General features: G+C 64.5%; 21 protein-coding genes. 4 read left to right on the forward strand and 17 right to left on the reverse strand.

Annotated features, from left to right (window positions below; translation table 11 throughout):
- Positions 1-74 precede the first annotated feature (74 nt).
- Positions 75-2,168: a TonB-dependent receptor family protein gene (locus tag AC5P9L_RS20455; protein WP_262102012.1), complete on the reverse strand. Its 2,094-nt coding sequence runs from the start codon at positions 2,166-2,168 to the stop codon at positions 75-77.
- Between the two features lie 171 nt (positions 2,169-2,339).
- Between AC5P9L_RS20455 and AC5P9L_RS20460 the strand changes: the two genes are divergently transcribed.
- The 3 genes from AC5P9L_RS20460 (at position 2,340) to AC5P9L_RS20470 (ending at position 5,791) form a co-directional block, all read left to right on the forward strand.
- Complete coding sequence (locus tag AC5P9L_RS20460) at positions 2,340-3,542, forward strand: amino acid aminotransferase (protein ID WP_005411770.1); 1,203 nt, start codon at positions 2,340-2,342, stop codon at positions 3,540-3,542.
- Positions 3,543-3,955: 413 nt separating this feature from the next.
- A complete protein-coding gene (locus tag AC5P9L_RS20465; protein WP_043035283.1) occupies positions 3,956-4,972 on the forward strand; it encodes a class 1 fructose-bisphosphatase in 1,017 nt (338 codons plus the stop codon).
- A gap of 108 nt (positions 4,973-5,080) precedes the next feature.
- Positions 5,081-5,791: a 2OG-Fe(II) oxygenase gene (locus tag AC5P9L_RS20470; protein WP_024958796.1), complete on the forward strand. Its 711-nt coding sequence runs from the start codon at positions 5,081-5,083 to the stop codon at positions 5,789-5,791.
- A 62-nt stretch (positions 5,792-5,853) separates the two neighbouring features.
- On the opposite strand, the gene AC5P9L_RS20475 is transcribed toward AC5P9L_RS20470, so the two are convergent.
- The 4 genes from AC5P9L_RS20475 to AC5P9L_RS20490 all read right to left on the reverse strand — a co-directional run bounded on the left by AC5P9L_RS20475 (position 5,854) and on the right by AC5P9L_RS20490 (position 8,142).
- Complete coding sequence (locus AC5P9L_RS20475) at positions 5,854-6,324, reverse strand: hypothetical protein (protein WP_197633364.1); 471 nt, start codon at positions 6,322-6,324, stop codon at positions 5,854-5,856.
- 687 nt (positions 6,325-7,011) lie between these two features.
- Entirely contained in the window at positions 7,012-7,194 is a 183-nt protein-coding gene (locus tag AC5P9L_RS20480) for a hypothetical protein (protein WP_223846460.1), read from the reverse strand.
- Between the two features lie 9 nt (positions 7,195-7,203).
- The gene (locus AC5P9L_RS20485) at positions 7,204-7,431 is read right to left on the reverse strand and encodes a hypothetical protein (RefSeq protein WP_062606456.1); all 228 of its coding nucleotides are present in this window, start codon (positions 7,429-7,431) and stop codon (positions 7,204-7,206) included.
- Positions 7,432-7,545: 114 nt separating this feature from the next.
- Positions 7,546-8,142: a hypothetical protein gene (locus AC5P9L_RS20490; protein ID WP_223846461.1), complete on the reverse strand. Its 597-nt coding sequence runs from the start codon at positions 8,140-8,142 to the stop codon at positions 7,546-7,548.
- Between the two features lie 315 nt (positions 8,143-8,457).
- Here AC5P9L_RS20490 and AC5P9L_RS20495 point away from each other — a divergent pair, with 315 nt between their 5' ends.
- The gene (locus tag AC5P9L_RS20495) at positions 8,458-8,763 is read left to right on the forward strand and encodes a hypothetical protein (RefSeq protein WP_138970112.1); all 306 of its coding nucleotides are present in this window, start codon (positions 8,458-8,460) and stop codon (positions 8,761-8,763) included.
- A 148-nt stretch (positions 8,764-8,911) separates the two neighbouring features.
- Here AC5P9L_RS20495 and AC5P9L_RS20500 read toward each other — a convergent pair whose 3' ends face one another.
- From AC5P9L_RS20500 to gyrB, 12 genes are all read right to left on the reverse strand, one after another.
- The gene (locus AC5P9L_RS20500; RefSeq protein WP_049450315.1) at positions 8,912-10,003 is read right to left on the reverse strand and encodes a PA0069 family radical SAM protein; all 1,092 of its coding nucleotides are present in this window, start codon (positions 10,001-10,003) and stop codon (positions 8,912-8,914) included.
- A gap of 101 nt (positions 10,004-10,104) precedes the next feature.
- Positions 10,105-10,848: a pyridoxine 5'-phosphate synthase gene (locus AC5P9L_RS20505; RefSeq protein ID WP_062606453.1), complete on the reverse strand. Its 744-nt coding sequence runs from the start codon at positions 10,846-10,848 to the stop codon at positions 10,105-10,107.
- 9 nt (positions 10,849-10,857) lie between these two features.
- Entirely contained in the window at positions 10,858-11,127 is a 270-nt protein-coding gene (locus AC5P9L_RS20510; RefSeq protein WP_012478631.1) for a hypothetical protein, read from the reverse strand.
- Positions 11,128-11,167: 40 nt separating this feature from the next.
- Positions 11,168-12,628 carry a cardiolipin synthase gene (cls, locus tag AC5P9L_RS20515; protein WP_049460375.1) on the reverse strand — a complete coding sequence of 487 codons (1,461 nt, stop codon included), beginning with the start codon at positions 12,626-12,628 and terminating at the stop codon, positions 11,168-11,170.
- Between the two features lie 102 nt (positions 12,629-12,730).
- The gene (locus tag AC5P9L_RS20520; RefSeq protein ID WP_005411740.1) at positions 12,731-13,144 is read right to left on the reverse strand and encodes an ExbD/TolR family protein; all 414 of its coding nucleotides are present in this window, start codon (positions 13,142-13,144) and stop codon (positions 12,731-12,733) included.
- A gap of 3 nt (positions 13,145-13,147) precedes the next feature.
- Complete coding sequence (locus tag AC5P9L_RS20525; protein WP_005411739.1) at positions 13,148-13,573, reverse strand: ExbD/TolR family protein; 426 nt, start codon at positions 13,571-13,573, stop codon at positions 13,148-13,150.
- A gap of 62 nt (positions 13,574-13,635) precedes the next feature.
- Positions 13,636-14,397, reverse strand: a complete 762-nt coding sequence (exbB, locus tag AC5P9L_RS20530) for a TonB-system energizer ExbB (protein WP_005411738.1) — start codon at positions 14,395-14,397, stop codon at positions 13,636-13,638.
- 94 nt (positions 14,398-14,491) lie between these two features.
- Positions 14,492-15,157, reverse strand: coding sequence for an energy transducer TonB (locus AC5P9L_RS20535; protein WP_164225556.1), 666 nt, complete (start codon positions 15,155-15,157; stop codon positions 14,492-14,494).
- Between the two features lie 143 nt (positions 15,158-15,300).
- Entirely contained in the window at positions 15,301-16,488 is a 1,188-nt protein-coding gene (locus AC5P9L_RS20540; RefSeq protein ID WP_099484091.1) for a tetratricopeptide repeat protein, read from the reverse strand.
- A 132-nt stretch (positions 16,489-16,620) separates the two neighbouring features.
- On the reverse strand, positions 16,621-17,427 hold the full coding sequence (locus AC5P9L_RS20545) for a M48 family metallopeptidase (protein WP_005411735.1): 807 nt from the start codon (positions 17,425-17,427) through the stop codon (positions 16,621-16,623).
- A 71-nt stretch (positions 17,428-17,498) separates the two neighbouring features.
- Positions 17,499-18,344, reverse strand: coding sequence for a CPBP family intramembrane glutamic endopeptidase (locus tag AC5P9L_RS20550; RefSeq protein WP_262102011.1), 846 nt, complete (start codon positions 18,342-18,344; stop codon positions 17,499-17,501).
- Positions 18,345-18,411: 67 nt separating this feature from the next.
- Positions 18,412-20,871, reverse strand: a complete 2,460-nt coding sequence (gene gyrB, locus AC5P9L_RS20555) for a DNA topoisomerase (ATP-hydrolyzing) subunit B (protein WP_005411733.1) — start codon at positions 20,869-20,871, stop codon at positions 18,412-18,414.
- Between the last annotated feature and the right edge of the window lie 58 nt (positions 20,872-20,929).

Below are 20,929 nucleotides of genomic sequence, written 5' to 3' on the forward strand. Positions count from 1 at the left end.
GTGCCGGCCGCTGGCCGGCAACGTCTGGGCTGCCCTACACAGAGCGATGCCGGCCAGCGGCCGGCACTACCAACTCAACGCCACGACCATTGCAGGCCGACGTTGGCTCGCCGTCCCGGTCCCGGCTCGTAGAAGCGACCATTGCCGTCATTGACGATCACCGAGCCGATGTAGGCCTGGTCCAGCACGTTCTCCAGCCTAGCGAAGGCGCGCAGCTCGCCGCCCGGCAGCGTCCATCGACGGCCGGCTTCCAGGTGCAGCAGGGCGTAGCCCGGCGCGCGCTCGGTGGCCACGTCATTGACCACGGTATCGCTGCTGGCCATTGCCTCCAGCGCCCACTGCCAATCGGCAGGGCTCCACTGCAGCCGGGCGAAGGCCTGCTGGCGCGGCACGCCGGGCAGACGGCTGCCTGCAGCGACCAGGGTGTTCGAGGTCAGGTACGGCGAGCGCACCTGCGCCTGCAGCCAGGTCCACGCCAGCTGTAGTTCCAGGTGCTCGGCCAGCGGCTGTCGGTACTGCAGCTCCAGCCCCTGGCGGCGGGTGCGGCCAATGTTGCGGTAGGTGCTGCGTCCGCCGATATTGCTGGCAACGGCCAGCTCGTCGTCGGTATCTGCACGGAACAGGCTGATATCGAGTTGGTTGCCATCCTGTGCGTGCCACTTGCTGCCAACCTCGATGGAGCGGCTGCGCGCGGCGGCCAGATCCAGTGCCAGCCCGGCTTGGCCGTCGGCGCGATAGCCCAGTTCGTTGAAGGTGGGGGTCTCGAAACCACGCCCCACGGCCGCGTGCAGCCGCCACTGCGGGCTGGCCTCGAAGCTGACGCCTGCCACCGGCGTGGTCGCCTGGTAGCGGCGGTGGCCACTGTCGTCGGGGTTGGCGCCGACGATGTAGCGGTCATTCGATTCGAATCGCACGGCGCTGTGGCGCAGCCCGGCCAGCAGCGACCAACGCGGGCTCCATTGCCACCAGGCCTGGGTGAACTGATCCACGTTCTGCACGACGTCGATCTGGTCACGACGCAGCCGCCCACGCACGCCCAGGGCGCTGCCGATGAAGTTCTCGAAGCCGGTGCGGTGCTGGCGCTGGCGGTCGGCGCTGAGCCCGGCTACCAGGTCCAGCGGTCGCCCGGCCAGATCACCGTGCCAGCCCCAGCGCGCGTCCAGCCCGCCATAGCCGCCCTGCAGATCGATCACGCCGCCGGCATGCAGCGGGCTGTTGGTCTGGGGTGCCGGCGGAATCGGCAGGTACTGGCGTACCGCGCGCTGGCCGGCATAGCCCATCAATTGCCAGCGCTGCGCTCCCGTTTCACGGGTCCAGCGCAGGCCGGCCTGCTGCTGGCGCACGGTTTTGCGGGTGTTGTACTGGTGCGCGACTGCCGAGGCCTGGCGCGGATCAGCCGCCACCTGGGCACGGGTCAGGCCCAGCGGATCCTGCGCATCGGGGGCGTCAAGCGCATTGAGCAGCAGCTCCAGCCGCCCACCGCCCAGCTCTCCACCGATGCGTGCGTTGAGCGATTCACGGCGCGCGCGGCTATGGTCCCGCCAGCCATCGGTGCGGAAGTGATTGGCGGCGATGTTGTAGTCCAGCACTTGACCGGCACCCTTCAGCTGCGCACCGACACTGAGCGTGTTGTCGGCGCCGGCATTCACGCGCAACCGCCACGGGTCGCCGGCCTGACCCTGCGCGCTCCAGACTTGCAGCACGCCGCCGGAGGAATTGCCGTACAACGCCGAGAACGGCCCGCGCAGCACCTCGATGCGCTCGGCGCCCAACAGGCTGGCATGCGACAGCTGACCCTGGCCGTCAGGCATGGTCGCCGGCACCCCGTCGATCAGCACCCGCACCCCGCGCACGCCAAAGGTCGAGCGTGCGCCGAAGCCACGGATCGACAGCTGCGTGTCCTGGGCGAAGTTCTGCCGGTCACGTGCCAGCAGTCCGGGGACCCCGGCCAAGGCCTCAGACAGCTGCGCACCGGTGCCCGCGCGGCTGGCGTCGATCCAGACCGTGTCCTGGCTGGCCGGCAGCGCGAACGGATCGATGCCTGGCACCCGGGCGGCCTGTACCTGCACCGCAGGCAGGGCGGTGGGCGCAGGCTCGGCCACCGCCGCCCAGGGCGACAGCAGCAGGGCGGACAGTGGCAGGCAACGGCGTCGTGCGGCGGGATTCATGATTCAGGTTGATGGATCAGGCGGCAACGCACGCCATGGTACGGGGCCGCGGATGACGATGGCGGCGGCCAGCCCCGGCAGGCTTTGTTACGATGGGCTGTTTCCGGCCGAAAAGCCGCGGACCGCGTAGCGCACTTCCTCCCCCTTTCCGTCTACCGAACGAGTACCGCCGTGTCCTTCTTTGCAAACGTGGAACTGGTCCCAGGCGACCCGATCCTGGGCCTGACCGAGGCGTACAACGCCGACAGCCGCCCGACCAAGGTCAACCTGGGTGTGGGCATCTACTACGACGAGAGCGGCCGCATTCCGCTGCTGCGCGCCGTCAAGCAGATCGAGCAGCAGCTCGCCGCCGAGGCCAAACCGCGCGGCTACCTGCCCATCGATGGCCTGCCGGCGTACACGCAGGCGACGCGTGAGCTGGTGTTCGGCAAGGACTCGCCGCTGCTGGCCGCCGGCCGCGTCACTACCGCACAGACCGTCGGCGGCAGCGGTGCGCTGCGCGTCGGCGCCGACGTGCTGAAGAAGCTGCTGCCGCACGCCACCGTTGCGCTGAGCAACCCGAGCTGGGAAAACCACCGTGCGGTGTTCAGCGCCGCCGGTTTCGACGTGCTGGATTACACCTACTTCGACCCGAGCACCCATGGCGTCGATTTCGACGGCATGCTGGCCGACCTGGGCAAGCTGGACGCCGGCACCGTGGTGCTGCTGCACGCCTGCTGCCACAACCCCACCGGTGCCGACCTGACGGTCACCCAGTGGAAGCAGGTCGCGCAGCTGCTGAAGGACAAGCAGCTGTTCCCCTTCATCGACATGGCCTACCAGGGCTTCGACAAGGGCATCGAGCAGGACGGCGCCGCCGTGCGCATCATCGCCGAAGCCGGCATCGACAGCTTCATCGTCGCCAACTCGTACTCCAAGTCGTTCTCGCTGTACGGCGAGCGCGTGGGTGCGCTGTCGATGGTGGCACCGACCGCCGCTGACGCCAAGGCGGTGCAGTCGCAGGTCAAGCGCGTGATCCGCACCATCTACTCCAGCCCATCCACCCACGGTGCTGCGCTGGTGGCCGGCGTGCTGACCAACCCGGAACTGCGTGCGATGTGGGAGCAGGAGCTGACCGAGATGCGCGAGCGCATCCACGCCCTGCGCCAGGGCCTGGTCGAGAAGCTGGCTGCCGCTGGCGCGCCGCAGTTCGGTTTCATCAACGAACAGGCCGGCATGTTCTCCTACTCCGGCCTGAGCCGCGAGCAGGTCGAGCGTCTGCGCGACGAGTTCGGCATCTACGCCGTCGGCACCGGCCGCATCTGCGTGGCGGCGTTGAACCAGAACAACCTGGAATACGTCGCCAAGGCCGTGGCCACCGTCGCCAAGGGCTGAAACAACGCTCCAGTAGCTTGAAGACAAAGGCGCCGAAAGGCGCCTTTGTTTTTTGCTTTTGTTCTTACCCTCCCACCGCGCTCGCGGCGAACCCTGAAGCGCGCGGGAGGGGGAGGCGATGCAGGACCGTTGGCGCCATGGGCCCGAGGCATGCCTCGGGCGGGTTGGGCAGGACGCCCCCACCCCGGTCTTGCCGTGTGCGCAGGACAGCGCACACGAGCAAGGCGCCATCGAGCTTACATGGACGTACTTGCAGCGTGTCCTGCATCGCCTCCCCCTCCCGTGAGCCTCGACAAAAGGAAGGCGCCACGAGCGCAACGCATCTGGAAACGATTACGCCTTCCCGCGCTCACGCACGGCCCCGCCATACGGGCGACAATAGGCGTTTTCCCGCTGCCGAGACCTGCCCGCTCATGTCCCGTACTTCGTTGACCCGCTTCCTGATCCAGGAACAGCACGCCGGCCGCATCAACGCCGACCTGCGCCAGCTGATCGCGGTCGTCGCCCGCGCCTGCACCAGCATCTCCATCGCCGTCAGCAAGGGCGCCCTCGGTGGCGTGCTGGGCGATGCCGGTACCGGTAACGTGCAGGGCGAGGCGCAGAAGAAGCTGGACGTGATCAGCAACGAGATCCTGCTTGAAGCGAACGCCTGGGGTGGCCACCTCGCCGCGTGCGCCTCGGAGGAAATGGACCACAGCCAGCCGGTGCCGGACATCTACCCGCGCGGTGATTTCCTGCTGCTGTTCGATCCCCTCGACGGCAGCTCCAACATCGACGTCAACGTCTCCGTCGGCACCATCTTCTCGGTGCTGCGCTGCCCGACCAATGTCGAACTGCCGGGCGACGACGCCTTCCTGCAGCCGGGCAGCAAGCAGATCGCCGCCGGCTACTGCATCTACGGGCCCAGCACCCAGCTGGTGCTGACCGTCGGCCATGGCACCCACGCCTTCACCCTGGACCGTGAGAAGGGCGAGTTCGTGCTGACCACCGAGAACATGCAGATTCCGGCGGCTACCCAGGAGTTCGCGATCAACATGTCCAACCAGCGCCACTGGGAAGCACCGATGCAGGCCTATGTCGGTGATCTGCTGGCGGGCAAGGAAGGCACGCGCGGCAAGAACTTCAACATGCGCTGGATCGCCAGCATGGTCGCCGACGTGCACCGCATCCTGACCCGCGGCGGCATCTTCATCTACCCGTGGGACAAGAAGGATCCATCCAAGGCCGGCAAGCTGCGCCTGATGTACGAGGCCAACCCGATGGGCCTGCTGGTCGAACAGGCCGGCGGCGCCGCCTGGACCGGCCGCGAGCGCATCCTCGACATCCAGCCCGACCAGCTGCACCAGCGCGTGCCGGTGTTCCTGGGTTCGCGCGAGGAAGTGGCCGAAGCCGTGCGCTACCACCGCGCGCACGACGACGCGCAGGGCTGATTGGCGGTTGCCTGACGACGGTCATGGCAGATCGATGACATGACCGTGGGGTGACACCGAGGGCGGCAAACGGCACCATCAAGCCGTTGCCGCCTAAGGAATGCACGCATGCACGAGCAGGGCCCGGTCGATTTCATCGAGGTCATCCACAACGCGGTCCCCAGCGAGGTCTGCGCGGCGATCGTCGAGCGCATGCGGGCGGCGCGTGGCCTGCAGCCCGGTGCCGTGGGCAGTGGCGTGTTCCCGGAACTCAAGCACAGCAAGGATCTGCGCATCAGCGGCCTTGATGGCTGGCAGGATGTGGACCATCAGCTGCAGCACGCGGTGTTCAACGGCCTGCTGACTTATCTACGCCGTTATCCACAGGCATTGATCGCGCCGCTGATGTTGCAGATCCAGGACAGCAAGGGCCAACCGCGACGCCTGTCTGCCGAGGACTTCCCTGACATGCCGCAGCAGCAGCTGGCCGACCTGGCCCGCACCTGCCTGCGCCCGGGCGCCATCAACCTGCAGTGGTATGCGGCGGGCGAGGGCGGTTACCCGTACTGGCACTGCGAGCTGTACCCCAAGGATGCGCAGGCCGAGACCCTGCACCGGCACGTGCTGTGGACGCTGTACCTCAACGAGGAATTCGAAGAGGGCGAGACCGAGTTCCTGTTCCAGGGGCGGAAGATCGCACCACGCACCGGCAGCCTGCTGATTGCGCCGACGGCGTTTACCCATACCCATCGCGGTAACAGGCCGCAGGGGGGGGACAAGTTCATCGCGACGAGTTGGATCCTGTTCCAGAGCGCGCAGAAGTTATTTGGGGGACGGTGAGGTCATCGTACTCCTCCCGATTGGAGCCGATATCCAGGCAAGTTCGTTATGCCGTCGGTGGTTTACCGGGCCTCAGGAGAGCAGTAGTAGTCGCCGCCCCTGTCCGAGTCCCAGTAGGTTCCTCCATAGAGCTTCACCGTACTGCCTCTTGTCGTCAGCTCTACCGAGCGCGCCAGGCGATCCTCGCAGAAGACCATCAATCTGTAATGGCGCTGCCGTTTGTCTTTCTGCAGTCGCCACCGCTTCTCTGCGGCTTGTTTGATGAAGAAAGCGGCGATCTGCTCTGGATCAGATTCGAGTTCGGCGTCGAAGACGGCCCCCAGGAACGTGACCTTCGGTAAGAACTTAACGTTCGTGGGATGGCTCCCTGAAGGAAGTTCAAAGGTCTCGGTAGCAGCGCGCAGTTCTGATTCTGTTGGCTTTCCGGTCCAATCGCCACCTCCAATGGATCCAAACATTGAAAGATAGGTACCGCCTATCAGGGCCGCAATCACAGCGTATAGAAGCAAATGAGCCAATGATTTCTTCTTCACCAACCATTCCCCCAATCGCCATCCTTCTTAGACAGCTCACCCGGTGATGCACCGCCGCCAATTCCAATACCAATTTCAGTGGAAGTTCCACCGCCGGCGGAATAGTTGATACCTCCACCAACTCCAGCTCTACATTAGGGCTTCGGCTTCCTCCACGGTCTGATCAGGGTTTTGTACATGACCCAGGCAATCCAGCCGCAGACCAACCCAACCCCAGCGACAGTGATTTCCTCTTCCCCGAAAGGAGATCCACTTACCCCTTGATAGACGACGAAGACAGTTGCTCTCAACGACAACAGGGCAAATATCACTACAGGTGCCCAAAGTATGAACTTCATCATTCCCCCGTGTGCAATGCATGGACCCATGCTCGACAACTGGCCGTCTAGACTCTCTGTCCCGACATCTGCGGCATCATGATCTTCTTGCATGTACGGATTACCGGCATGAGGTTCCTCTTTCCGCTCTTGCCTCCGCGGTACTACCGCCGAGAATCGATGTCAGAAGAGGCAGCATTTTCCCTCAGAACGCGGTGCCAGTACGCGTAACTCCAAGCTTTCCATGCTAGCTGTTGCAGCTTCCAGAACCCGAAAGCCATCAGCCTCAGATTGGCTGTTGCAAGCGGCCGTGGCAAATAGAGTCCAGCTTGCTCGACTTCGCTCCAGATAGAGTCGGGCGGGCTCGACGCTACCGCGGGCGACGGCGATAGAGAATCCCGCCTGCCACAGCGCCGAACACCGCCACACCGAAACCAACGAGCTCTTCTTCTCCAAGCGCGTCGCCGGAGATCGGCTTGCCGCCCGTCAGCAACAGAAGGTTCAACGGAAGCATCCACAGGAACGCGATGCCCAGCCAGTAGATGATCTTCATGTCATGTGCTCACGGGTCCGGATACATCGACTTGAACCAGTAGGCGGATCTGTTCCGCATCCATGAGCTGAATTCTCCCGTCTCCAGTTTCCGCAGCTGGCGCATGTCTATTCCATAGCGCTGGAACAGCGAAATCAACTCTCTCATATCTTCGTCATCCACAGCCGACGGATCAACAGAGACGTTGATCGTCCTGAGGAACCCTTCGACAGACACCACGCCCGGAATCTGGTTCAACCTGGAGAAGAACGCATCCTCGTCCAGTCGTGATTAGAACCTCAGGGAATGAATTTCTATTTTCAGCATTGCCAGTCGTCGCAGAAGTGATTGCATGCAGGCAGTTCCACCCGGCTATCGGGTGGGACCAAAGGATCCCCAGAGATCGTCGTTTCCTCCTTGCCAGGCACTGAGCTTCTCGACAGGGATTTCCTTCAGTTGACAGGTGAACTGGAGATAGAAGGAACGGTCTTCTTTTCGATAACTGTTCCACCCGACAGCCGTCACTTTGACTTCCATCCGATTATCGCGCTCATGCGGCTGATGTAGTTCTACGTCGACTGAATCGGACAGCCAGTTGTCTCCCTTGTGCACAAAGCCCGCGCCGCCACTGGTGAGGCGTGCATCCACTACCTCCGGCGTCCCTTCCGACGAGGGCGCGTATCGCTTCAAGCTGCCTGTGATCTTGATGTACTGCTGGGAGTCGATCACGCCTGGCGACTCCGAGAAGAGGCGCAGCAGAAGGAGGGTATCGGTGCCCTTGCGCACCCTCTGACCTGTATCTGCCACCCACAGACGCTGTTCGAACTCGTCCAGGCCAGCCGGCATGTCAGTGACGATCGCGGCCTGCGGAACGATGATGCATTCGTGAATGGAGCGAGCTTCCACCTGCACGCTCGCAAGGTAGAGAAGGAGACCACTGGCGTGGAAGCAGTGAGTGCGTTTCATCATGTACAGCACGTTCGTGCGGATTCAGTTGCGCGAACGTCTGGAGGGGTGTGCCTGTTCGAAGGGGGATGCCTCCGGATCATGCACTCCCGTCCATGCATCAAGCTGCTCCAGAGACAATGGCTTGGCTCTCAGATGCTCTGACACTGTGGTCGGTGCCTCGCACTCTCCCGGCCACTGCAGTGGGCTTGCAGAGCGAAACGTTGCATCGACCTGGACCTCGATGCCGAAGTCTCCTGCGGAAACCACGGTAATCTGCCCTGCGACCGGCACTGCGTAGCAGCCCGTCTTTCCGGCAAACGCGCTGGACCCTCTGCTATGGAACATCCGTACTCGATCATTTGGGACAGAGAACCGGTCGCCTGCTTTCGCATCAGCGGGGAGCTGGATCGTGAGCTTGCTGAAGGTGGAACGGTCGGTCCTCCACGACGTGCGGAATCGTCTCAGCCCGATCACTCGGCTGTCCCCGGCAACGATCTGGTGACAAGCGAAGAGCCGCTGGCGCGGCTCGACCGTAAGGCAGGTGGGGTCGCGCATGGCAGCGTCTTCAACCACAAACGCACGGGCAGCCTCTGCATCGGTACCACAGAAAAGCAGAAACGCACCACAGCTGAAGGCATGTGAGCGCTTCATGTGCGAACCGATTCGTCGTCAAGCGAACGGCATCGCACTGTCACGGATCCTGGGTCATCCATCTGCATCCCTCCCTGGCTTGCAGGCCATCCGGCCAAGCGCAGATTGTTGCCGGTAAGCCGGGCAGCGGTCCAGCGTTCTAGAACAGACTTCCCTGCGGCGAATCCTTCTTCGGCGTCAGCGGCTTCACGAACCGGCTGCAATCCAGCTTCGGCCAATGGCTGTTCTGCGCATTGAAGCCGAGACGCTTTCGCGCCAGCTTGAAGCGGTTGTTCAACAGATCGGCATACACGCCCTGGCCACGCATGCGGGTGCCGAACTGGCTGTCGTAGTCCTTGCCGCCGCGCAGCTGCTGGATGGTACTCATCACATGTGCGGCGCGATCTGGATGATGGGTGTCCAGCCAGTCGCGGAACAGCGGCGCCACTTCCAGCGGCAGGCGCAGCAGCACGTAGCCTGCGGTGCTGGCGCCAGCATCGTGCGCGGCCTCCAGCACGGCTTCCAGCTCGCTGTCGTTGATCCACGGAATCACCGGCGCCACCATCACACCGACCGGAATGCCCGCTTCATGCAGGCGCTTCATCGCACGCAGCCGTGCATGCGGCGCCGACGCGCGTGGCTCCAGCTTTGCGGAGAGATGCGGGTCCAGCGAGGTCACCGAGAAATGCACGCTGACCAGGTTCTCCGCCGCCAGCGGTGCGAGCAGATCGATGTCGCGCTCGACCAGTGCGTTCTTGGTGATCAGCGAGAACGGATGCCTGGTTTCCAGCATCACTTCGATCAGCTGGCGGGTGAGCTTGAACTTGCGTTCGATCGGCTGGTACGCATCGGTGTTGATGCCCAGCGCGATCGGTTGCGGAACGTAGCCCGGCTTCGACAACTCCTTGCGCAGCAGCTGCGGCGCATTGGTCTTGGCGAACAGCTTGGTCTCGAAGTCCAGGCCTGGCGACAGGTTCAGATAGGCGTGCGAGGGGCGCGCGAAGCAGTAGGAGCAGCCATGCTCACAACCGCGGTACGGATTCACCGATTGGCTGAAGCCGACGTCCGGTGAGGTGTTGCGGCTGATGATGCTGCGTGCGGTCTCGGCACGTACTTCAGTGCGCAGACGCGGGGCGAGGAATTCCTCGCTCTCATCGACCGCCCAGCCGTCGTCCACCGCCTCGCTGACGGTGCTTTCAAAGCGCCCGGCAAGGTGGGACGTGGAACCTCGGCCCTTGATCGCGATACCCATTGCGGCAGGTTACGCCGCAGCCGTCTCAATGGCTGCGACGGCTGCCTGAAGGGTTCAGCGCGGTGCTGCGTCGAGCATGGCTCAACGCTACAGGGGAGCGGTCAGAGCAACGCCAGGTACCCGCGCACGGTGGCATCCAGCCCGTCATACAGTGCCTCGCCGATCAGCGCGTGGCCGATCGACACCTCCAGCACGTCTGGCACGTGAGCCAGGAAATCGCGCAGGTTGTCCTGTGACAGGTCGTGCCCGGCGTTGACGCCCAGGCCCACCGCCTGCGCCCGCCGCGCCGCAGTGGCGAACAGTTCCAGCATCGCCGCAGCGTCGCCGGCCGCGTGTGCTTCGGCGTAGGGGCCGGTATACAGCTCGACACGATCTGCACCGACGTCGGCCGCCTGCTCCAGCAGTGGGTTGCCCGCATCGACGAACAGGCTGACCCGGCAGCCCATCGCCTTCAGTTCGGCGACCAGTGGTCGCAGCCGCTCGGCATCCCGCTCGAAGTCGAAGCCATGGTCGGAGGTGATCTGTCCATCGCCATCCGGCACCAGCGTCGCCTGCGCCGGGCGGGTCTGCGCGCACAGCGGCAGCAGGCCTGGGTAGCCCTCGCGCGGCGGTGCGAACGGGTTGCCTTCGATGTTGAACTCGACACCACGCGCGCGGGTCAGCGTGGACAGCGCCAGCACGTCCTCGGCGGTGATATGGCGGCGGTCCGGCCGCGGGTGCACGGTGATGCCATGTGCACCGGCATCCAGGCAGGCCTGGGCGGCGCGCACCACGTCCGGTTCGGCGCCGCCGCGCGAATTGCGCAGGACGGCGATCTTGTTGACGTTGACGCTGAGCTGGGTCATGGAACGGAACTACTTGGAAAGAGGGGACGGATCGTGGTCGTTGGCGTCGGCATTGCGGCGGGCCTGGGCCTGCTCGCGCAGGCGGCGCAGCTCCTCGGCATCGACAAGGGTGGCAGGGTCCCGCTGAAGGTCGCCGAAGCGGGCTACATAGCGACCGCGCACCCAGGCCAGCAGGAAGGCGAGGGCGGCCAGCAGGCACAGGGTCATCAATGCGGCGCTGGGGGTCTTCAGGGCGAAGGCGAAACAGCCCAGCGCCAGCAGCAGGTACAACCAGTACATAGTCGGGCTCCCCGGATGATCGCCGCAGTGTAGCGCTGCGTCAGAGCAGCGGCGAGGCCAGCCGGGCGAAGGCCTCGGGCAGGCGGTGCAGCCACAGCGAACGGCCAGCCTGGTCGTGCACGCGGGTGGCGCGGTCGAACTCTCCCTGCAGCAGCCCGGCCAGAGCGGCGACGCGGTCACGGTCGCTGATCATCATCGACAGCTCGAAGTTCAGGCGGAAGCTGCGGTGGTCGAAGTTGGCGCTGCCGACGATGCAGACATCGTCGTCGGCGATGAAAGCCTTGGTATGCAGCATGCGCGGGCCGTACTCGTAGATCTTCACCCCGGCGTGCAGCAGTTCGTCGAAATAGGAGCGCGCGGCCTGGGTGACAAACCAGGAGTCGCTCATCTTCGGCACCAGCAGGCGCACGTCCAGTCCACCCAGTGCCGCCGAAGTCAGCGCCATCCGCGCCGCTTCGCCCGGCACGAAGTAGGGCGTCACCAGCCACACGCGCTCGTGTGCTTCCTGGATGGCCGCCACGTGCAGGCGGTGGATCGTTTCCCAGCCCGAGTCCGGGCCGGAGACCAGCACCTGGGCGTTGATCGCACCATCGCCGCGCAGCGGCATGTCAGCCGGCCACAGACGGGCAATGTCCATGCGCGAGGGATCCTGGCCACTGGCATAGAGCCAGTCCTCGGCGAACACCAGCTGCAGGCTGCGCACGACGTGGCCGCAGATGCGCATGTGCAGGTCGCGGTAGGCGTTCGGCTTGCGGCTCTCGTCTTCATCGTCGGTGATATTGATGCCACCGGTGAAGGCCAGCCGGCCATCGACGATCACCAGCTTGCGGTGCGTACGCAGGTTCAACCACGGCCGCTTGAACGGCTTCAGCAACTGCCGGGGATGGAACCAGACCGCCTCGCCACCAGCATCGATCAGGGGCTGCAGGAAGCGGCGAGGCAGGGCGGAAGAACCCACTGCATCCAGCAGCAGGCGCACCTGCACGCCGGCACGGGCGCGCTCGACCAGGGCGTCGCGCAGGGCGGTGCCGGCATGGTCCGGATTGAAGATGTAGTATTCCAGGTGCACGTGATCGCGAGCCTGCGCCACCGCTTCCAACAGAGCGGCGTAGGTAGCGGCACCATCCACCAGCCAGGTCACCTCGGTCGCGCTGCTCGGCGCCAGGCCCGTGGTGGCCTGCGCGATCTTGGCCAGCTCGGTGCAGTCGGCATCCGGTGGGCAGACATCGCTGTAGTGCTCCATGCCCGATCGTGCGCGTCCGCGGCGCAGCCGTTGCCGCTTCACCTTCTGCGGGCCCAGCAGGTAGTAGATGAACAAGCCGAGGTAGGGCAGCAGCGCCAACGACAGGATCCAGCTCAGCGTGGCGACCGGCTCACGCTTCTGCAGCATGATCCAGCCCGCCAGCGCGAACAGATACAGCAGGTAGGCCACCGCCAGGATCGAGCCAAGGTGGGCGATGCCGTCGAGCCAATGACGCAGGGAGTCGAAGAGGGCGAGCATCCGCCGATCATAGCGGTCCAGGCCGGCAGGCATAAAAAAAAACGCCCCTGTCTCCAGGGGCGTCTGCAGTCGCGTCATGACTGTTGTGTTGCGGTGTAGCGATTACTGCTGCACAAAACCGATCTTCTTCATCTGAGCATTCTTCGCGGCGGCCAGAACCTTGGCCATCACGTCGTACTCGGAATCCGGGCTGGCGTCGATGCGCAGTTCCGGCTGGTTGGTCGGGTCACGCTGGACCTCCTGCTCCATCCGCTGCTGCAGCTCGCTGGTATTGATCGGGCTGTTGTTCCACGAGACCTGGTTGCTGGCGTCGATCTTCAGTTCGATCGGCGGCGGCGGTTCGACCAGCTGCGGCGGTGGGTTGAGCACGCGCTGCGGCAGGTCGACGGCGATCGGGTACGTCATGATCGGCGCGGTCACGATGAAGATGATCAGCAGAACCAGCATCACGTCCACGAGGGGCGTGACGTTGATGTCTGCCATGGGGCCCTTGCCACCACCACTACTGAATGCCATGGCTTATTGCCCCTTTTCTTTGGTCGCGACGAAGCCGACGTCCAGCATGCCCTGCTCCTGCGCGACCTTGGTCAGGTCGTTGATGACGCGCATCTTGGTGGTGCGGTCACCACGCAGGTTCAGCGGCGGCTGCGGGGTCTGCTGGGCGGCGGTCGCCAAGCGCGACTCGAGAGTCTGCTTGTTGATTTCTTCGTCGTTCCAGTAGATCGAGCCGTCTTCCTTGACTGCCAGGGTGATCGGTCCGGAACGCTTTTCAGCGTCTTCCGGCTTCTGGATCAGGTTGGCTTCCGGCAGATCCACCTTGACCTTGTGGGACATCAGGGGCGCCGTGATGATGAAGATGATCAGCAGCACCAGCATCACGTCCACGAGGGGCGTAACGTTGATGTCGGCCATGGGGCCGCCGCTGTTACCACTACTGAAAGCCATAACGGGCTCCGTCTAGATCTTGGTGACTACTTACGTTCGTCGCTGGGTGACGCGCGCCGCAATTAGCGGACGCGCGAGCCGGTGGCGAAGAAGTCGTGCAGGTCGTGCGCGAAGGTATCGAACTTGCTGATGGTCGCGCTGTTGATCTTGCTGAAGAAGTTGAAGGCGAACACGGCCGGGATCGCGACGAACAGACCGATCGCGGTCATGATCAGCGCTTCACCCACCGGGCCTGCAACGGCGTCGATCGAAGCGGAGCCGGTGGCACCGATCTTGATCAGGGCGCCGTAGATGCCCCACACGGTACCCAGCAGACCGACGAACGGAGCGGTCGCGCCGACGGTGGCCAGCAGGGTCATGCCCGACTGCAGCTTGTTGCTTTCGCGGGTAACGGCCTGACGCAGGGCACGGTCGACGAACTCCGAACGGCTCAGGTTCTCACCCACGCCGCCGGTGGCGCCGCCTTCAGCGCGCTGGTGGTGCGCAGCAGCCTGGGCAGCGTCCAGGGCGATCTTCGAGAACGGCTCCGAAGCCGGCTGCTCTTCCATGGCACGGATGGCGTCCTGCGCGTTCGGGGTATCCCAGAACAGGCTGACGACGCGATCAGCAGCGCTCTTCAGGCGGGTCGCACGGAAGATGTTGATGACGGTCCAGTACCAGGACATGGCCGACATGGCGATCAGGGTCAGCAGCACGACCCAGGAAACCGCGAAATCACCCGGCTTGGTGGTCATTTCGTGGATCAGGTGCTCGAAGCCCATCTGCGACAGGGCGTTGGACGGATTGCCCCCGGCAGCAGCGGCGATGAAAATTTCCTGCAGCATGACGCTTACCTTTGTTGTGTGTGGTGATAAAGGGTGTAGCTAAGCTAAACAATCGAACCGGGAGCGGGGGTGGCCATGCGGCCACCCGGGCGCATCAGTTCAGCGCAAAGTTGACCGGGACGCGAACGCGACCTGCCGCCTTCTTACCGCCAGATTCAGCGGCGTTGAAGCGCCACTTGCGAGCCGCTTCCATCGCGGCACGGTCCAGGTCGCGGTTACGGCTGGACTTTTCCACCGTGACATTGGTGACGTTGCCGTTGGCATCGACATCAATGATCAGGATCACTTCGCCCTGGATACCCGCGCGGAAGGCGGCCGGCGGGTAGCGCGGCGGATTCATGGCCTTCGACGAGATGTCCACGCTGGCCTCGATCGAGGTCGCAGGTGCCGGCGGCGCGGGGGGCGACGGCGGGGTGACGATATCGCTCGGGCGCGGCTCCGGCACGTCCACGACCGGCGCCTGCGGCGGCGGCGGGACCGGCGACGGCTTCGGCGGCGACAGATTCTTCACCGGCGGCGGCGGAGTATCGGTCGGCGGCGGCGGCGGCGGCGGGGGCGGCGGCGGCGGCGCATCGACGATGGTCACCATGACGTTGCGCTCCTTCTCAGCCACGGCCTTGGGAGCCACGGCGGGAATGAGGAGCATCATGAAGGCGGCCAGATGCAGGGCAATTACAAACGCGATGCCGACGATGCGAGGCCAGCTCAGCCCCTTGTCATCGGGTTGTTCGTACCGGTGAACGACTAGTTGTTCCGTCATGCGCCAAGAGCTCAATAGTGGGGCCGGGATGCCGGGGGCGGAATCCCTGATCAGCGGTGCATGACACCGCAGGAACCTCCAAGCTTATACCAATCCTGAGCGCCTGCGCATCAACTGGGCAGGCATTCAGGCGTTATTCCTACTTACTTCAGGTTGATGATTTTCTTGGCATCAGCCTGGTTCTTCACACCCTTCGCCAGCGCCTGCTGGGCGGCCTGCTTGGCCTCCGGGATGCGACCTTCGGCATGCAGGACGCGTGCCAGGTTCAGGTAGGTCTCACCGTCCTTGGACAGCGGGGCAGCCTTCTGCCACGCATCGATCGCCTGCGGCACCTGGTCGGAGTAGTAGTAGGACTGGGCCAGCGCCAGGTAAACCTGGTAGTCCGGCTTCAGGATGCCCTTCTGCAACCCTTCGTTGATGACCGCGATGACGTCCTTTTCCTTTTTGTCGGTGTTGGCATAGATGGAGTACAGCTGCTTGTACTCGCGCTCTTCGGTGAGCTGGCCGCTGCTGCGCAGCTTGTCCATCACCGCGGCCGCCTTGTCCATCTGGTCGGCCTGCATGTACATGCTGGCCAGGTTCAGCTGGGCCTTCTTGTCGTTCGGGTTCTTGGCGGCCAGCGCCTCGGCTTCCTTGACCGCTTCGCCGGACTGGCCGGCTTCGGACAGGGCCGCCATCAGCAGCTGGTTCCAGTTGTCCTTCGGTTCGGCGGAGCCGGCGATGGCCTGCTTCAGCACCGGAATCGCTTCCTGGTAGCGCTCCAGCTGGTACAGCGCCTGGCCCTTGGCGATCAGTTCTTCCGGCTTGGTCGACTTGCTCTCGGCGAAGTACTTGTCGAGGGTTGCCAGGCCTTCGGCTGTCTGGTCTTCCTGCAGCTGCAACTGGCCCAGCATCAGCATCGACTGGAAGTGGCCGTTGTTGTCCAGGCCGTTGAACTGCAGGACCTGCTTCAGGTAGGCGATGGCAGCCGGGGCGTCATCGGTCTGGTAGGCAGCCTGCGAGGCCAGCTGCGCGGCCAGCGACTTGTCGTACTCGTTCGCGGCGCTGTCAGCCAGGATGGCGTCGGCCTGGGTGCGGGTTTCCGGGAACTTTTCCTTGTTGTAGCTGTCGATCATTTTCTGCAGCTTGCTGCCCATCTTGGCCGAAGCCTTGACCATCGGCTCCTGGCGGGTCGCGTTCGGGTACAGCGCCTCGGCCTTGGCCTGCTTGCCGCCACGGTTGCCGCGCTCGGAGGAACGCGAGGACTGCGCGAAGGCATCGGTGACCACGGCGCCGGTCAGGGCGGTCGCGACGAGGACGGAAAGCACAGCTTTGTGGTTACGGAAAATCATCGTTCACCTCGATCGAACCGCCGGTTAGCGGCAAAGTCGGACTGTCAGAAAAATCTGAGCCGCCAAACGTATCAGAAACAGATGGCGTGAGAAATCGTTTTATGTGCTGCAATACAGCATAGAACTGCGCACTCATCCGCACTTTGGCCGTAGCCCGGCCGCCTGCGCCTGCTGATAGACCGGCGTCAGGCCCGGGGCATCACGTCGCAGTTCCTGGATCCGGTTGGCCGGATCCGGGTGGGTGGACAGCCATTGCGGGCTGCGACCGCCGCTGGCGGCCATCATGTTCTGCCACAGGTCGACCGCCTGCGCCGGATTGAATCCGGCCTGGGCCATCAGCCGCTGGCCGATCACGTCAGCCTCGCTTTCCTGCGTCCGCGAGCCCGGCAGCAGGAAGGCAGTCTGCGCGCCCATGCCACCGAGCTGGTTGACGGTGCTGGCAGCACCTTCGCCGTAGGCTGCGCCAGCCAGCGCGCCGAGCACGGCCAGCCCGGTCTGCGCACCCATCTGGCGGGTGATGCGCTCTTCGTGGTGGCGGGCGATGACATGACCGATTTCATGGCCGATCACGGCAGCCAGCTGATCCTGGTTCTTGGCCACGGTGAAGATGCCGGTGTTCACGCCGACCTTGCCGCCGGGCAGGGCGAAGGCGTTGGGTTCCTTGTCGACGAATACCGCCGTCTCCCACCGTACGCCACGGTATTGAGCTGGCAGCTGCGCGACCAGGGCGTTGACCACGCACTGCACGTAACCGTTCTGGCGGCCGTCGGTGCTGATCTTTTCCTTCTGCTTGGTTTCGGCGAACGCCTGTGCGCCGAGCTGGTCCAGCTGCGCCTGCGAGACGCCGCCCACCATCTGCCGGCGACCGGTAGGGGAGGTGGTGGTCGCGCAGGCGCTGACCAGGGTAGTGATGACAAGGGCCAGCAGCAGTTGTTTCATGGAAACTCCCCCGTGTTCATATGCGGAGTGTGTAGCGTAGCGGCTTAATCTTTCGTCAAGCGGACGCGGCGTTACGTTGACCCCAGGAACACCATCGCGGCAAGGGCGACCGCATTGTTCAGCGCATGGGCGGTGATCGCCGCCCACAACGTGCCGGTGCGCCGGTAGAGCCAGCAGAACGCGGCCCCCATGCCACCATAGACCAGCCACAGCTGTGCGATTTCGGCCGGGCCATTGGCACTGGTGCCAGGGATCTCATGGATCAGGGCAAACGCGAGGCTGCTCAGTACCACGCCCAACCCTGGCCGCCCGGCCTGCCACAGGCGGCCAAACAGCACGCGGCGGAACAGCAGTTCCTCGTAGGCCGGCGCCAGGACCACCGCGAACAGCACCAGGAACAACGGGAAACGTGCGATCGCGCTCTGCATCAGCGCCAGATTGGTGGGGACCGGCTCGACGCCGACCTGCTTGGCCAGGAAGGCGATGCCGTTGCTGCCGAGCACGATCAGGGTCGCCACCAGCAGGGTCCAGCCCCAGGTGGAGGGGCGGCGCAGCGCCTGGCGCGAGGCGTGGCGCTCGGCGGCGTTGGCCGGCCGTCGCCAGAAGTACAGCAGCAACGCGGCGCCACCGGTGGCGAACAGTGCCATGAGAATCTGCGCAAGCGCGCCGGGCTGGCCCAGTGACGCCGCGACCGAACTGGCGTCGGGTGCGCCAGCGCCAGCCTGCGCGTTCGCGTAACCAACCACCACGCCACGGTACAGGCCCCACAGCAGGCCGCTGATCAGGCTCAGGCCGAACAGGGTGACAGCGGCGATGCCCAGGTCGATGAAGAACCCCGCCAACGGCGAAACGGCACGCGGCGCGGCAGAAGCCGGCGGAACCGGGGGCGGAGCGGAGACCGGGGCGGATGCTGACATCAGGTACCTGTGTTCAAGAGTCGAAGGCCGGCGCGCCTCCCCGCGCGCCGGCCGTGTCCCGATTGTGTCAGATATCCAGGTTTGCGACCTTCAGCGCGTTGTCTTCGATGAAATCGCGACGCGGTTCGACGACATCGCCCATCAGGGTGCTGAAGATCTGGTCGGCTGCGACAGCGTCCTCGATACGCACCTGCAGCAGTCGGCGGGTTTCCGGGTTCACCGTGGTGTCCCACAGCTGCTCCGGATTCATTTCACCCAGACCCTTGAATCGCTGGATCTGGCGGCCGCGCTTGGCCTCCTCGAGCAGCCAGTTCTGTGCCTTGGCAAAGCTGTCGACTTCGATCGACTTGGCACCGCGGGAAATGGTCGCGCCCTCGCGGACCAGACCGTGCAGCAGCTTCGATGCCTGGTGGATCGCGCGCAGTTCGCCGCTTTCGAAGGCCGACATCGGCAGCACCTGGATGTGCTGTTCGCCCATGTGGCGACGGGTCACCAGCACAGCGGCCGGGCGCTCGTCGTTGGCTTCCTGCAGTTCCAGCGTGAAACGCGGGCTGCCCAGGCTGCCCTGGTTGAGGCGCTTGGCCAGTGCATCCAGGCCCTCGCCTTCGCCGGCAGCGCGCAGGCTTTCCAGGTCCATCGGCACGAAATCGACCAGCGCTTCAAGCAGGTTGCGGTCGTAGCGATGTGCGTTGCGCTCGATCGAATCCAGCGCGGCTGCGTAGGCCAGCAGCAGCTTTTCCAGCGCAAGGCCTTCGATGCCAGGCTCGCCGGTGGCCGGCACCAGCGCAGCGTTTTCCACCGCGCTGCTGGCCAGGTAGCTGTCCAGCGCCGGGTCGTCCTTCAGGTACAGCTCCTGCTTGCCCTGCTTGATCTTGTACAACGGCGGCAGGCCGATGTAGACGTAACCGCGCTCGATCAGCTCCGGCATCTGACGGTAGAAGAACGTCAGCAGCAGGGTGCGGATGTGGGCGCCGTCGACGTCGGCGTCGGTCATGATGATGATCTTGTGGTAACGCAGCTTGTCCGGGTTGTACTCGTCTCGGCCGATGCCGGTGCCCAGCGCCGTGATCAGCGTGCCGACCTGGTCGGAGGACAGCATGCGGTCGAAGCGCGCGCGTTCCACGTTGAGGATCTTGCCGCGCAGCGGCAGCACCGCCTGGTTCTTGCGGTTGCGGCCCTGCTTGGCCGAGCCACCTGCCGAGTCACCCTCGACGATGAACAGTTCGGACAGCGCCGGATCCTTTTCCTGGCAGTCGGCCAGCTTGCCCGGCAGGCCGGCGATATCCAGCGCGCCCTTGCGGCGGGTCAGGTCGCGGGCCTTTCGCGCCGCTTCACGTGCGCGCGCGGCGTCGACGATCTTGCCGGCGATCGCCTTGGCTTCGTTCGGGTTCTCCTGCAGGAACTCTTCCAGGCGCGCACCGAAGGCGTTTTCCACCGCCGGACGCACGTCGGAGCTGACCAGCTTTTCCTTGGTCTGGCTGGAGAAGCTCGGGTCCGGAACCTTCACCGACAGCACCGCGATCATGCCTTCTCGCATGTCGTCGCCGGTCAGGTTGATCTTGGCCTGCTTGGCGATGCCGTTCTGCTCGATGTAGTTGTTGAGCACACGGGTCAGCGCACCGCGGAAACCGGCCAGGTGGGTACCGCCGTCCTTCTGCGGAATGTTGTTGGTGAAGCAGTACATCGTCTCCTGATAGGAGTCGGTCCACTGCAGCGCCACATCCACGACGATGCCGTTGTGCTCGCCGGTGACTGAAATGACGTTCGGGTGCAGCGGCGTCTTCAGCTGGGCCAGATGCTCCACGAAGCTGCGGATGCCACCCTCGTAGTGGAAGTCATCGCGACGGCCGTCGCCACGCTCGTCGGCAAGGACGATCTTGACGCCGGAGTTCAGGAACGACAGTTCGCGCAGGCGGCGGGCCAGGATGTCGTAGTGGAACTCCACGTTGTCGTGGAAGGCGACGGTGGACGGCCAGAAGCGCACGGTAGTGCCGCGCTTGGTGGTGGTTTCCAGCTTGGCCAGCGCGGTCACTGCGGCGCCGTTGCTGAATTCCTGCTGGTAGTGGAAGCCGTTCTGGAACACGTCCACCAGCAGCTTCTGCGACAGCGCGTTGACCACGCTGACGCCGACGCCATGCAGGCCGCCCGAAACCTTGTAGCTGTTGTCGTCGAACTTGCCGCCTGCGTGCAGGACGGTCATGACGACTTCGGCTGCAGACACTTCGCGACCGAGCTTGGCACTCATCTGCTCGTGCTTGCCAGTCGGGATACCACGGCCGTTGTCGGACACCGAGACCGAACCGTCGGCGTGGATCGTCACCGCAACGTGGTCGGCGTGGCCGGCCAGCGCTTCGTCGATCGAGTTGTCGACGACCTCGAACACCATGTGGTGCAGACCGGTGCCGTCATGCACGTCACCGATGTACATGCCGGGACGCTTGCGGACAGCCTCCAGGCCTTCCAGGGCGGTAATGCTGTTGGCGTCGTAATTGCCGTTGTTTGCCGGGGTGTTCTGTTCGTCGCTCATTGCGCTTGCCGTAGGCTCCGCAGGTCGGCCACCGCTTGGAGCGATGTGCCGAGAATGA

Source organism: Stenotrophomonas sp. YJH_SMC_64 (assembly GCF_059371375.1).

Excerpts from the sequence above, each read along its gene's own strand:
- AC5P9L_RS20480 (WP_223846460.1), bottom strand. The coding sequence starts at position 7,194 with ATGAAGATCATCTACTGGCTGGGCATCGCGTTCCTGTGGATGCTTCCG.
- AC5P9L_RS20525 (WP_005411739.1), bottom strand. The coding sequence starts at position 13,573 with ATGGCTTTCAGTAGTGGTAACAGCGGCGGCCCCATGGCCGACATCAAC.
- AC5P9L_RS20500 (WP_049450315.1), bottom strand. The coding sequence starts at position 10,003 with ATGGGTATCGCGATCAAGGGCCGAGGTTCCACGTCCCACCTTGCCGGG.
- AC5P9L_RS20545 (WP_005411735.1), bottom strand. The coding sequence starts at position 17,427 with ATGAAACAACTGCTGCTGGCCCTTGTCATCACTACCCTGGTCAGCGCC.
- AC5P9L_RS20505 (WP_062606453.1), bottom strand. The coding sequence starts at position 10,848 with ATGACCCAGCTCAGCGTCAACGTCAACAAGATCGCCGTCCTGCGCAAT.
- AC5P9L_RS20550 (WP_262102011.1), bottom strand. The coding sequence starts at position 18,344 with ATGTCAGCATCCGCCCCGGTCTCCGCTCCGCCCCCGGTTCCGCCGGCT.
- AC5P9L_RS20540 (WP_099484091.1), bottom strand. The coding sequence starts at position 16,488 with ATGATTTTCCGTAACCACAAAGCTGTGCTTTCCGTCCTCGTCGCGACC.
- AC5P9L_RS20490 (WP_223846461.1), bottom strand. The coding sequence starts at position 8,142 with ATGATGAAACGCACTCACTGCTTCCACGCCAGTGGTCTCCTTCTCTAC.
- AC5P9L_RS20495 (WP_138970112.1), top strand. The coding sequence starts at position 8,458 with ATGGAACATCCGTACTCGATCATTTGGGACAGAGAACCGGTCGCCTGC.
- gyrB (WP_005411733.1), bottom strand. The coding sequence starts at position 20,871 with ATGAGCGACGAACAGAACACCCCGGCAAACAACGGCAATTACGACGCC.
- AC5P9L_RS20470 (WP_024958796.1), top strand. The coding sequence starts at position 5,081 with ATGCACGAGCAGGGCCCGGTCGATTTCATCGAGGTCATCCACAACGCG.
- AC5P9L_RS20465 (WP_043035283.1), top strand. The coding sequence starts at position 3,956 with ATGTCCCGTACTTCGTTGACCCGCTTCCTGATCCAGGAACAGCACGCC.
- AC5P9L_RS20535 (WP_164225556.1), bottom strand. The coding sequence starts at position 15,157 with ATGACGGAACAACTAGTCGTTCACCGGTACGAACAACCCGATGACAAG.
- AC5P9L_RS20510 (WP_012478631.1), bottom strand. The coding sequence starts at position 11,127 with ATGTACTGGTTGTACCTGCTGCTGGCGCTGGGCTGTTTCGCCTTCGCC.
- AC5P9L_RS20520 (WP_005411740.1), bottom strand. The coding sequence starts at position 13,144 with ATGGCATTCAGTAGTGGTGGTGGCAAGGGCCCCATGGCAGACATCAAC.
- exbB (WP_005411738.1), bottom strand. The coding sequence starts at position 14,397 with ATGCTGCAGGAAATTTTCATCGCCGCTGCTGCCGGGGGCAATCCGTCC.
- cls (WP_049460375.1), bottom strand. The coding sequence starts at position 12,628 with ATGCTCGCCCTCTTCGACTCCCTGCGTCATTGGCTCGACGGCATCGCC.
- AC5P9L_RS20455 (WP_262102012.1), bottom strand. The coding sequence starts at position 2,168 with ATGAATCCCGCCGCACGACGCCGTTGCCTGCCACTGTCCGCCCTGCTG.